This window comes from uncultured Thioclava sp. (genome assembly GCF_913064665.1).
Lineage (GTDB): Bacteria > Pseudomonadota > Alphaproteobacteria > Rhodobacterales > Rhodobacteraceae > Thioclava > Thioclava arctica.
Window position 1 is genome coordinate 1 of sequence record NZ_CAJYBT010000068.1, and the last position, 11650, is coordinate 11650.

The following is an 11650-nucleotide window of genomic DNA, read 5'->3' on the forward strand; positions in this document are numbered from 1 at the left end:
TTGGACTGCGCGGCCAGTTGGTCAGGCGAGGGGATGTAGAATTCGCGATCCAAAATCGAGTAGCGCGCGGAGTATTCGTTGACGTTGGCGGTGCGGTGGCGGATCCACTGGCGCGCGACAAAGACTGGCAGTTTGACGTGGAACTTGACTTCGCACATCTCGAACGGGGTCGAGTGCCAGTGCCGCATCAGGTAGCGGATCAGCCCGCGATCATCGCTGACCGCTTTGGTGCCGCGCCCATATGAAACCCGCGCCGCCTGACAGATCGCCTCGTCATCGCCCATATAGTCGATGACCCGGATCAGCCCGTGATCCAGCACCGGATGGGCCGTGTAAAGCCGCCCCTCCATCCCCGGCGAGACCGCCCGCAGGGTTTGCGCGGTGTTGGCGCGTTGCGCCTCGATCTCGGCCGTTTGTTCGGGGGTAAGCGCCATCTGTCTGTCCTCCATGTCGAATCGCACCGACTATATCTGCGAAGTCGTCCTGCGGGAACCGCGAGATGAAGTGGTACGTAAGAGATGTGTCGCAGATCGGGCACGATCAGTAACGCGCTGCTCTCATTACCGTGTGCCAGAATTGACTTTTAATCACAGCTTCGTCAGCCTGTAGGATGAGGCAGGATTAAAGAAAGAAAAACAATGTTTAAGCTTGTTTTGCCGCTCGCGGTAGTGCTTTCGATCAGTGCTTGCAGTGGTTCAGCGATAGTGAAGCCAGCCGATAGCTCGGGTGGCGCAACTGCAGGCGATGCCTTGGTAGACTTGCCGGGCGATACTGCGGGCGATGGCTCGATCACCCATTACGAGGCAGCCGATGGCGCGGGCAGTGGCTACGCCAAGTCGATCTCATATGACAGCGCGACCGACACGTTCAGCGTCGATAACCTCGCCTTTGACGGGGACAATACCTACACGCGCTCGGCGGCAATGCCCAATATTGGTGGCAATCCGCCTGCGGCCGGACCTTTCCAAGTCTATGAAGGCCCGGCAAGCACGCCCGATAGCGTGACTGGCACCCCGATCCCACAGTTTTTGCACCGCGCTATTTATGGGAAATCCACCAGCGGAAACACCCAGTTCGCGATCGTGCGCACTGGCAGCTACCGTGATTATGGCTTTGGCGGCTTCGTCTATCAACGCAACGGTTCGGTTACCCTGCCGACAACTGGACAAGCCAATTATAAGGGTCAGTATGCCGGCCTCGTCGACTATAATGGCGATACTGGCATTAATTACTCTTCCGGCGATATGGCGATGCAAATCGACTTTAAAGATTTTAATGCGGGTGACGGTGTTGCTGCTACCATCAGCAACCGCCAGTATTACGATATGTCTGGCGCGAATGTGACGGGTGCCTATCTTACTGCTCTTAACTCTGATCTGAACGGTGCGACCTATACGGAGCTGCCCTCGCTCGTGTTCAATGTTGGCCCCGGAACGAATAACGCGCAGGGCGAGATTGCCGGAACGCTTGGCAGCACCGTTGTGGATGGGACGAGTGGCGCAGTTACAACGCATGAATCGGGTCAGTATTATGGTGTGCTTGCCGGTGACAGCACCACGGGCAATGATGAAGTTGTCGGCGTCATCGTCGTCACAAGTAAAAAGCCGGGCACCGGCAATACCGTGACACAGCGCGAAACGGGCGGCTTCCTGCTTTACCGGAACTGATGTGATGCGTGTGATCGGTCTTGGTGCGACCGGGGCGGGGCGGCGCAATGTCGCCCTGTCTTTTGCTTTGGCAATGATGCTGAGTTCGGGGTTTGGCCAGATCGCGTCATCGCGTGATGTCACGTTGAATGCCGAGCAAATGCACGCTCTTGCATCGCGCGAACTGATGGCAGGACGCCCCCAAAACGCGCTGCCACTGGCAGAGGCACTGGTTGCGGCCCATCCCGACGATTTCGGCGCACAGCTTTTGTTGTCTTACGCGGCGCGCGATTTGGCGCGGTTCGATCAGGCCGAAGCAGCGGCGCGCCGTGCATGGGATTTGGCCGCAAATGGTGAGCAGAAAAGTTCAGCAGCGCGCACGATCGCGCAGGCGCTGTCGTCTCGCGGCGCGCGCACACGGGCGCAATTCTGGCTGCGCCGTGCGGCACAAGTCGCTCAAACCCCTCAATCCAAAGCCGTGGCGATCCGTGATTTTCGCTATGTGCGCGCGCGCAATCCTTGGAGCGTGAATTTCGATATCGGTGTGTCGCCGTCATCGAATGTGAATGGCGGATCGAATGCCGATACCATCTGGATTTATGGGTTTCCGTTTGCGCTTTCGGGGGACGCGCAGCGCCTCTCGGGCACCGAATTCCATGCGTCGGTCAATGTCGAGCGCACGATTGCAGAAACAAAAGGCCACCTGACGCGGCTTGGGTTCAACCTTGGTGGGCGAACCTATCGCCTGTCAGAAGATGCCCTTAGCAAAGCCCCGACTGCGCGCGGTTCGGATTATGCGTTTTGGGCGCTTGAAGCCTATTTGAGCAATCGTTGGAAGAGCACCGCGTCTCCGGGCGAATGGGATTTGCGCGCAACAGCGGGGCACAATGAATATGGCGGCGCGGCGCTCTCGAATTATCTGCAATTCAATGGCGGAAGACGGTTCGATTTTGAGGGCGCGCGATCGCTTCGGGTTGGTGCGAGTATCGAGACGCAGTGGCGCCTCGATAGCACCGCGAACTCGGCCGAGCTTGGTTCGGTCTCGCTTGACTATCGCCAGAGAATAGCCGCCGGAATTTGGTCGCTTGGCGTTGTGGCGGGACAGGTCAATTCCGACGCTGTGACGATTGATCACGATCGGGTCGGGGTCTCTTTGAGGTTCGAATTTTCCAAGCCGATACTGGGAACCGAGTTGTCCCTCAGTGCAGGCTATGAGGCGCGCAAATATGGCGTCATGCCCTTTGATGCCTTTGACCGCCACGATCATCGAACGACAATAGGCCTTAGTGCGGTTTTGTCAGAGCAGTCTTATATGGGGTTTGCCCCCGAGGTTGGCCTTACCTATACGCGCAATCGGTCGAACTCGACTTTGTATGACAGCACCGATTTCGGAGTTTCTCTCAGGTTGAGATCCACCTTCTGATCGCTTGCAAGCCTCACTTGGCGCGCTAACTGATCAGGGCGTTCAGACAGGAGACACAGATGAAAATCGAATATCTGCACACGATGGTACGCGTGCTTGATCTTGAGAAATCAATCGCGTTTTATGAGTTACTTGGGCTCAAAGAGCGCAAACGCATGGAAAGCGAGAAGGGCCGTTTCACGTTGGTTTATCTGTGCCCGCCGGGCCAGGAAGACGGGCGCGCGGATGTCGAGCTGACCTGGAATTGGGATGGCGATAGCGGGCTGCCCTCGGATAGTCGCCATTTCGGCCATCTCGCCTATCGCGTCGAGAATATCTACGAGATGTGCCAGCATCTGATGGATAACGGCGTGACGATCAACCGCCCGCCGCGCGACGGTCATATGGCGTTTGTGCGCTCGCCCGACAATATCTCGGTCGAGCTGTTGCAAATGGGGGAGGCGTTGCCAGTGCAAGAGCCTTGGGCGAGCATGGAAAACTCTGGCAATTGGTGATTACTTTTTGAAGTGATCCTTGAGGCGATCAAAGGGGCTGCGCGCGGGCGTGGCCTCTTTTTTGTTGGGTGCTTGGGGCTCGGGCGTGGCGGCTTTGCTTACGGTTTGTTTGGCGGGTGGGGCGGTGCCGGTTGAGGCGCGTGCCGGGGCGACGCGCAGGGCCACCGCGTTTAGAAATTTCGCCCCATCTCCGGCAGCCAGCGCCGGCGCGCCATCAGACACCCCGCGCAACACGTCGTCTAGCGTGTCGCCTTCGGCCTTGGCGAAATCGCCCAGCACATGGGCGACGACACGATCTTTATGGCCGGGATGCTCGATGCCAAGGCGCACGCGCGCGTACTCCGGTCCGAAATGCTGATGGATTGAGCGCAGCCCATTATGTCCGGCATGCCCGCCGCCCTGCTTGAGCCGACATTTGCCGAGCGCCAGATCCAGTTCGTCGTGAAAGACCGTAATCTCGTCGGTCGTGCATTTATAGAAATCGGCCGCCGCGCGCACCGATTGGCCCGAGAGATTCATGAAGGTTTCGGGCTTGAGCAGCACCACGCGCTCCGCGCCAAAGCGCCCCTCGCTGACCTGACCCTGAAATTTCGACCGCCAAGGACCAAAGCCATGATCGGCGGCAATCCGGTCCAGCGCCATGAACCCGATATTATGGCGGTTGCCCGCATATTTCGCGCCCGGATTGCCCAGTCCTACCCAGAGATGCATCGCCTGCTCCTGATGCTTTTGGCTGCCTTGGGGGCGCTGCCCCCTCGGGCTTTGCCCTCACCCCCGGGATATTTCAACCAAGGGGCAGAGGAAAGGGGGCGTTCTTCTTGGGTGGGCCTTGATCTTCAGGATGGGGGCGCGGGAGGGCGCGCTTGCGCCAGAAGCATGTGGTTCTGGACGCTGCGGCGCTTGGCATCTCGCGCGGCAATCGCGGCATGTTTTTGGCAGGTGGCGTTTTTATGAAAACGAAGCTCGGTCTATGCCAGAAGGCGATCCATGATCGGCTCGGGATGGTGACGTGTCAGGCGTTGCCCATCGCGTGGGGGTCGCGCGCGCCGTATTCGGTTGAACTGCTCTGCGCAAGCGTTGCGGAATGCGATTTTGTCCACGCTGGAAGATTTCGCGGCTCTGAAACGCGAAATGGGTCAATAACTCCAAAGTCATTTAGTGTGCCGACTTGCTCGGCTTATGGTAGTTTTTTCTCTTTTTGTCCGCCGAGTTTTGTATTGTTCTATGGCGAAATACCCACTTGTTTGTGAGGCGCTCAAAGGCGGCGGAAGGCAGGCCGAGACATGAAAAAACGCGAAGCCCTGACAGGCCCCGCGTTTCAGGAGTTTCGCCGGAAGAGAGAAGATTACTCTTCTGCGGCTTCGGTCTCTTCTTCGGTGTCATCGCTCGAGCCGCCGCCGAAGCCTTTGGGCTGTGCGACGTTGGCAATCACGAAGTCACGGTCGATCGTGGCTTTGGCGCCTTTGGGCAGCTCCACGTTCGAGATGTGAATGGTGTCGCCGATTTCGGTGCCTGAAAGGTCAACAACGATCTGATCGGGAATGTCACCAGCCAGAACGTTCAGTTCGACTTCGGGACGCACAGCCACAAGGGTGCCGCCGCGCTTGAGGCCCGGGGATTTCTCGTGGTTGATGAACTCGACATGCACGAACAGCGAGATGCGCGAGTTGCGGTGGGTGCGCATGAAGTCGATATGGGTCGGCAGATCCTTGACCACATCTTTTTGCACACCGCGGCAGATCACGCGGACGTCTTCCTGGCCTTCCATCTTCAGATTGAAGAGGGTGGACATGAAACGGCCCCGGCGCAGACGGGTCAGCAGTTTGTTGTAATCGAGATTGATCGCGACCGGGTCGCTGCCATCCCCATAAACGATACCGGGCACAAAGCCCTCGCGGCGAGCTTTACGGGCGGCCCCCTTGCCTGTCCCCGTGCGCGCCACGGCGTCGAGAGTTTCGATCTCTTTTGCCATTGCTGGTCTCCAATTTGTCAAAGTGATGGGCTGCCTCCAAGGGTGTCGGGCCCATGAAACCGCGCGGATACTGGGGCTGGGGCCAAAAGGCAAGGATAATCGTGGCGCGCAGGTGCTTGGCGCGACGCAATCGCGGTGATAGCGCTGGCTTGCGAGGGACGAAAAGAGGCGCGATATGGCGTTGCAGAGGGTTATCAGGGAAAGCCGCGCCACCGGGTTCGGGTTAGGTGCGCTTGGCTTCTTCTGGGGCGGATTTGCGGCCCTCATGCCTGATTGGCAGGCGCGCGCGGGTGTCTCGGACGCCGTGCTCGGGACGCTGCTGGTGCTATCTGCGGTCGGCGGGATGAGCGCAATGGCGGCGGGGCCGTGGGTGCAGAGGCGGCTGGGTGCGCGCAGCATGCCGGTGTTGGCTGCGCAACTTGGCTGCGTCGGGCTGGTTGCCTGGATCATCGGCTCGCCGCTTGAACTGGGGCTGGTACTGGTGTGGCTTGGCTGGTCGATGGCTGGCCTTGATATTGCAAGCAATGTCGAGATTTCGCATCGCGAAGCCGAAACGGGTCTGCCGTTGATGAACTGGAACCACGCGTTGTTTTCGTTCGGCTTTGCCTTGGCGGCGGGGCTGGCGGGGCTGGCGCGTCGGTTCGGGGCGGAACCGGGCGCGATCATGGCCGTCATCGGCATCGCAGTGATGATCGCGGCATTTGCCACGCGAGAGCGTGCCGCGTCCGTGCGCCCGATAACGGATAAGACGATCCCGCTCAGCCTGCCGTGGCGCGTCGTGGTCCCCGCGGGGGCAATCTTGTTCTTTGCGTTTGTGGCTGAGAATGGCACTGAAAGCTGGTCTGCCCTGCATCTTGAGCGCAATTTTCATGCCGCGACGGGGACAGGGGCTTTCGGTCCCATGATGCTGGGGCTGACGATGGGGCTGGGACGGGTCTCAGGGCAGGTGGTGGCCGCCCGGCTGGGCGAGGCGCGTCTGGTCGCGCTTTCGGCGGTGATCGCGGCGCTCGGGGCGGGGGTGACCGCGCTTGCACCGGTGCAGGGGATTGCCGTGGCCGGGATCGCGTTGATCGGGATCGGGGCGGCGGTTGTCGTGCCCTCGGCCAACTCGTTGCTGGGGCAAAAGGTTGCGCGCGACATGCGCGTGTTGGCACTGTCGCGCGCATGGCTGATTGGCTTTACCGGCTTTTTTATCGGGCCAGTCGTGATGGGCCTGATCGCGCAAGGGGTAGGGCTGCGCTGGGCCTTTGCAGCCATTGCGCTGATGCTTGCGGCGATTTTGCCCGCCCTTGCACGGCTGATGCGCACACCTCAGTTGTAGGTGTCAAAAAAACCGTTCGGGATCAGCAGGTTGTGACGGCCCAAATCCTCGATCCGCTTCTCTCCGGTTAGCGCCATCGAGATGTCCAACTCTTTCTGAATCACCTCAAGTGCGCGCGTCACGCCCGGCTCGCCCATCGCGCCAAGCCCGTGGATATAGGCCCGCCCGATCATCACGCCCTTGGCGCCCAAAGCCAGCGCCTTGAGCACGTCCTGACCGCTGCGAATGCCGCTATCGAGCCAAACTTCGGTCTTGTCGCCCACCGCCGAAACAATCGAGGGCAGAACGCGGATCGAGCTGAGCGCCCCATCCAATTGCCGTCCGCCATGATTGGAGACGATGATCGCATCTGCGCCGGTCGCTGCGGCCAGTTCAGCATCTTCGGGGCTAAGAATGCCCTTCAGGATCACCTTGCCGCCCCACATATCCATCAACCGCTTGATGCGGTCCCAGTTCAACGCCTGATCGAACTTTTCAGCCGTCCATGAGGCCAGCGAGGACGGATCCGCCGCACTTTCGACATGGCCGACGATATTCCCAAAGAAGCGCCGCTTGGTGCCCAGCATCTCAAGGCCCCAGCGCCATTTCGTCGCCAGATCCAGCATCACCGGCAGCGTGAGTTTCGGCGGCGCAGTCAGCCCGTTCTTGAGGTCCTTGTGGCGCTGCCCCAGCAGTTGCAGATCGACCGTGATCACCAGCGCCGAACAGCCAGCAGCCCGCGCGCGCTCCAGCACTTTGCGGTTATAGTCGTCATCGGTAAGCGTGTAGATCTGAAACCAGAACGGCGCGTTGGTGTTTTCGGCCACATCCTCGATCGAGCAGATCGACATCGTCGACAGCGTAAAGGGCACACCGAATTTCTCGGCCGCTTTCGCTGCCTTGATCTCGCCGTCCGCGCGCTGCATCCCCGTCAACCCGACCGGTGCGAGGGCCAGAGGCATCGCGTGGCTCTTACCCAGCAGAGACCCTTGGGTCGAGCGCCCGGTCATATCCACCGCGACCTTCTGATTAAGCCGGATCTGCGCGAAATCGGTCGTGTTCTCGCGGAAGGTCTGTTCCGTGTACGACCCGCTTTCGGCGTAATCGTAAAACATCTTGGGCGTGCGGCGTTTGTGCAGCCGCTTGAGATCGTCGATGCAGGTGATGACGGTCATGGTATCCTCCCCCGGTCCGGTCAATTTTATTTACCAATGATACGCAAGCTTCGCAATCGCCTTGCTCTCTTGCATTTGCCACCGCTTGCAGGCTTTGTGCAGGGGTGAACACAATTTTGGGAGCAGGGCGTGAACGAGATTTGGCTGGGGTTGTTGGGTGGTACGGTGGCGGCTGTTGCCACGGCATTGGGGGCGGTCCCGGCGCTTTTGGGGCGCTCAATGAGCCAACGCACGGCGGATACGATGCTGGGCTTTGCCGCGGGTGTGATGCTTTCAGCTGCTTATTTCTCGTTGATCTTGCCCGGAATTGACGTCGCCGAAGAGATGTTCAACTCGCTTTGGATTGCGGCAAGTGTCGCGGCTGTCGGGATTGCGCTGGGGGCGGGTTTTGTCGCCTGGCTCAATGCCAGTCTACCCCATGAACATTTCATCACCGGCCCCGAGGGACATGCCGATGCGGCCCGATTGGCGCGGATCTGGCTGTTTGTGATCGCCATCACCATTCATAATTTTCCCGAAGGTCTGTCGATTGGCGTGGCTTTTGGGGCGGGCACTGACACTGGTCTATCGGTGATGACCGGGATATCGCTGCAAGACATTCCCGAAGGGTTGGCAGTTGCCGTCGCGCTGATCGGTCAGGGCTATTCGCGCACACGCGCCTTCGTTGTCACGGCGCTAACTGGCGCGGTAGAACCAATCGGGGCGCTGATCGGGGCGGCCGCAGTGTCGGTCTCAGGTGCCCTGCTGCCCTGGGGGCTGACCTTTGCCGCTGGCGCGATGCTCTATATCATCAGTCACGAGATCCTGCCCGAAACCCATCGCAACGGACATCAAAACCGCGCAACAACAGGGCTGTTATTTGGGTTGATCCTGATGATGTTTCTCGACGTGACACTGGGCTAAATCGGGGCAGGGACGCGCTGCCCCTATTCGCCGTAGGGCACCCAGATCGTTTTGATCTGGGTCGCGTGGTTGAGGAAATCGCGGCCCTGTGCAGTCGTCCAGTCACGGTTTTCAAATGCCCAAGTCGCTTTGAGATTGCCCGCACTTTCGGCCTTCACCATCGCGCGCCCCTCGGCGTCCCCGCAATACCACATCGCGGCCACATCACCATGCTGAGCCAGGGTCTTGGCCAGATCGTTGCGCGGGCCCGTGACGATATTCACAACACCGCCGGGCAGATCTGAGGTATCAAACACCTGATACAGATCGGTTGCCAGCAGCGGCATGGATTGCGAAGGGATCGCGACCACCCGGTTGCCCATCGCGATGGCGGGCAGCACCAGTGAGGCAAAGCCCAGCAGCGGGCTGGCATCGGGGCAAGCCACACCCATCACGCCCCAAGGCTCATGCATCGCCAGCGTCACTTTGGCTGATTGCGTCGATTTCACCGCGCCGTCGAACTTGCCCGCCCAAGCGGCGTAGTAGAACGCGCGCGCAACTGTGGCTGCGGCCTCTTTGGGGGCGTGGCCGGCGTTTTCCGCCGTGCTTCGCACTCTGCCTGCCGTGCGGCGAGGTTTTCGGCGATGCAATACAGAACCTGTGCGCGGTTATGGCCGGTCTGCTTGCCCCAAGCGCCCGCCTTATGCGCCGCTTCTACTGCGTTGCGGCTGCCCAAGTGGGCGAGACCCAGCTCGCGGCCCTTGGCCGAGATCGTGTAGCTATGGCCGCTATCGGGGCGGGTTTGCTTGCCGCCGATATAGAGTTTCGGCGTGCGGTCGATGCCGCCTGACGCGGGCGTCGTGGGGCTGGGCATTGCCTTGAAATCGGGGGCGGGGGTCTCGGGTTTGGATTTGACCTCAGGCGCGCGCAAATAGGCAGCTATGCCCTCGCACCCGCCTTCGCGGCGGAACCCGCTTTCGCGCATGCCGCCAAAACCTGCGGCGGCGTCGAATTGGTTGGTGCAATTGACCCAGATCACGCCCGCCTTGACCTGCGCCGCGATATCCAGCGCAAGCGTGATGTTCTCTGACCAGATCGAGGCCGACAGCCCGTAGCGCGTGTTATTGGCCAGTTGCACCGCCTCGGCGGGGGTGCGGAAGGTCGTGAGCGTCGCCACAGGACCAAAGATTTCCTCGGTGCTGGCAGGGTTCGCGGGCTCTGCCCCGATCAGCAGGCCGGGCGCAAAATAGCACCCCATTGCGGGCATCTGCGTTTCGGGCTGGGTCAGGGTCGCGCCCGCAGCTTCACCTGCCGACACCAGCTCGCGAATGCGCGCCAACTGCGTTGGGTGCACGATCGCGCCCATATCGGTGCATTTATCCAACGGATCGCCGATGTGCAGCTTACCCAACCGGGCCGTAAGACGGTCGGTGAAATCGCGCGTAATGGCTTCGGAGACGAGAATGCGCGAGCCAGCGCAGCACACTTGCCCCTGATTTAACCAGATCGCATCGACCACGCCCTCAACCGCCGCATCCAGATCGGCATCGGGGAAGACGATGAAGGGCGATTTGCCTCCCAGTTCGAGGGCGAGCGCCTTGGGCGTGCCCGCAGTGGCGCGTCGAATGGTGCGCCCGACATCGGTGGATCCGGTAAAGGCGATCTTATCGACATCCGAAACCACCAGCGCCGCCCCGGTCGCGCCATCGCCTGTCACGATATTGAGCACACCTTTGGGCAGCCCGACTTCGGCGCAGATCTCGGCAAAGGCCAGCGCGGTAAGCGGGGTATATTCGGCGGGTTTGAGCACCACTGTATTGCCCGCCGCCAAGGCAGGCGCGACTTTCCAAGCCAGCATCAGTAGCGGGAAGTTCCACGGGATGATCTGACCGCACACGCCATGCGGGGCATGGCCAGGAAATTCGTCGGCCAGCAACTCGGCCCAGCCCGCGTGGTGATAGAAGTGGCGGATCGCGAGCGGGATGTCGATATCGCGCGCCTCGCGGATCGGTTTGCCGTTATCGAGCACCTCCAGCACCGCCAGAAAGCGCGCGTTTTTGCAGGTGGCGCGCGATGGCATATAGGTATTTTGCGCGCTCATGGCCCGCCAGACCGGCCCATTTCGGTGCGGCTTTGCGTGCGGCTTTCACCGCCAACGCAACATCTTGGGCCGAGCCTTGGCTGACTTGGGCCAAGGGCGCGCCGGTGGCGGGGTTATCGGTTGCGAATGTGTCGGCAGGGGCGGTGAAGCTGCCGTCAATAAAATGACCAAAGGGGGCGCGGTCGCTAATCCATGCGGTGACTTCACCTGCCGCTTCCGGGGTTGGGCCATATGCCATGCTGTCGAGGATCTCTTTCACTGTCGGCATCTGTCCCTCAGGCTAAGGCATAGCGTCCGGTCACATGGTGTTCGAGTTGGCGTCCGATGTCGCCCAAAAGCGATGAGGCACCGATGCGGAAGAGATCCGGGCGCAGCCAGTCGCGGCCCAGTTCTTCTTTCATCTGCACCTGCCACTCTTTCTTGACGGAGCGGCGCGTGGCCAGCGTGGCAGCGCGCGCCGTCGCGGCGGGTGTGTTCACCGCGATCTTGTCAAACCACGCCAGATCAAGCGGCGTGCCGGAATTGCGCGGATGGGAGTGGTGCGTATCGGTGGGGGCATGATGATGTCCGGCTATAATGGCTATAACTCTGGGCGAAACGCTAGCGACGGGCCGGGCGGAATTCAACAATTTGGTCAAAGCGACGAGGCTGTCTAAG

General features: G+C 60.5%; 9 protein-coding genes and 2 pseudogenes. 5 read left to right on the forward strand and 6 right to left on the reverse strand.

Annotated elements, in window-relative coordinates; genetic code table 11:
- Positions 1-434, reverse strand: a 434-nt coding sequence (gene thyX / locus QZ571_RS17595) for an FAD-dependent thymidylate synthase (protein WP_295537379.1), incomplete at its 3' end; no start/stop codon positions are given.
- 204 nt (positions 435-638) lie between these two features.
- Here thyX and QZ571_RS17600 point away from each other — a divergent pair.
- Genes QZ571_RS17600 through QZ571_RS17610 form a run of 3 tightly spaced genes read left to right on the forward strand, consistent with a single transcriptional unit; the run spans position 639 to position 3563 of the window.
- Entirely contained in the window at positions 639-1667 is a 1029-nt protein-coding gene (locus QZ571_RS17600; protein ID WP_295537381.1) for a hypothetical protein, read from the forward strand.
- Positions 1668-1671: 4 nt separating this feature from the next.
- A complete protein-coding gene (locus tag QZ571_RS17605) occupies positions 1672-3069 on the forward strand; it encodes a surface lipoprotein assembly modifier (protein WP_295537383.1) in 1398 nt (465 codons plus the stop codon).
- A 59-nt stretch (positions 3070-3128) separates the two neighbouring features.
- Positions 3129-3563 (forward strand): VOC family protein, encoded by a 435-nt coding sequence (locus QZ571_RS17610; RefSeq protein ID WP_295537385.1) that lies wholly within the window; start codon positions 3129-3131, stop codon positions 3561-3563.
- Here the strand turns inward: QZ571_RS17610 and pth are convergent, their stop codons facing one another.
- Positions 3564-4274 (reverse strand): aminoacyl-tRNA hydrolase, encoded by a 711-nt coding sequence (gene pth, locus QZ571_RS17615; RefSeq protein ID WP_295537387.1) that lies wholly within the window; start codon positions 4272-4274, stop codon positions 3564-3566.
- Positions 4275-4908: 634 nt separating this feature from the next.
- Entirely contained in the window at positions 4909-5535 is a 627-nt protein-coding gene (locus QZ571_RS17620; protein WP_295537388.1) for a 50S ribosomal protein L25/general stress protein Ctc, read from the reverse strand.
- 175 nt (positions 5536-5710) lie between these two features.
- On the opposite strand from QZ571_RS17620, the gene QZ571_RS17625 reads away from it, so the two are divergent.
- Positions 5711-6856, forward strand: coding sequence for an MFS transporter (locus QZ571_RS17625; RefSeq protein WP_295537389.1), 1146 nt, complete (start codon positions 5711-5713; stop codon positions 6854-6856).
- Here the strand turns inward: QZ571_RS17625 and QZ571_RS17630 are convergent.
- Positions 6847-8010 carry an alpha-hydroxy acid oxidase gene (locus QZ571_RS17630; protein WP_295537391.1) on the reverse strand — a complete coding sequence of 388 codons (1164 nt, stop codon included), beginning with the start codon at positions 8008-8010 and terminating at the stop codon, positions 6847-6849. The two genes, QZ571_RS17625 and QZ571_RS17630, sit on opposite strands and share 10 nt — an antisense overlap.
- A 219-nt stretch (positions 8011-8229) precedes the next feature.
- Between QZ571_RS17630 and QZ571_RS17635 the strand changes: the two genes are divergently transcribed.
- The gene (locus QZ571_RS17635) at positions 8230-8913 is read left to right on the forward strand and encodes a ZIP family metal transporter (protein WP_295537392.1); all 684 of its coding nucleotides are present in this window, start codon (positions 8230-8232) and stop codon (positions 8911-8913) included.
- Positions 8914-8936: 23 nt separating this feature from the next.
- Here QZ571_RS17635 and QZ571_RS17640 read toward each other — a convergent pair.
- Both QZ571_RS17640 and QZ571_RS17645 read right to left on the reverse strand, forming a co-directional pair.
- Positions 8937-11261 (reverse strand): annotated as a pseudogene (locus QZ571_RS17640) (aldehyde dehydrogenase family protein).
- 7 nt (positions 11262-11268) lie between these two features.
- A pseudogene (locus QZ571_RS17645) lies at positions 11269-11650 on the reverse strand (hypothetical protein); the annotation flags it as partial.

Bases quoted from the DNA above. Each gene is read 5' to 3' on its own strand.
- QZ571_RS17605 (WP_295537383.1), top strand. From the start codon at position 1,672: ATGCGTGTGATCGGTCTTGGTGCGACCGGGGCGGGGCGGCGCAATGTC.
- QZ571_RS17625 (WP_295537389.1), top strand. From the start codon at position 5,711: ATGGCGTTGCAGAGGGTTATCAGGGAAAGCCGCGCCACCGGGTTCGGG.
- QZ571_RS17630 (WP_295537391.1), bottom strand. From the start codon at position 8,010: ATGACCGTCATCACCTGCATCGACGATCTCAAGCGGCTGCACAAACGC.
- QZ571_RS17635 (WP_295537392.1), top strand. From the start codon at position 8,230: ATGAGCCAACGCACGGCGGATACGATGCTGGGCTTTGCCGCGGGTGTG.
- QZ571_RS17600 (WP_295537381.1), top strand. From the start codon at position 639: ATGTTTAAGCTTGTTTTGCCGCTCGCGGTAGTGCTTTCGATCAGTGCT.
- pth (WP_295537387.1), bottom strand. From the start codon at position 4,274: ATGCATCTCTGGGTAGGACTGGGCAATCCGGGCGCGAAATATGCGGGC.
- QZ571_RS17620 (WP_295537388.1), bottom strand. From the start codon at position 5,535: ATGGCAAAAGAGATCGAAACTCTCGACGCCGTGGCGCGCACGGGGACA.
- QZ571_RS17610 (WP_295537385.1), top strand. From the start codon at position 3,129: ATGAAAATCGAATATCTGCACACGATGGTACGCGTGCTTGATCTTGAG.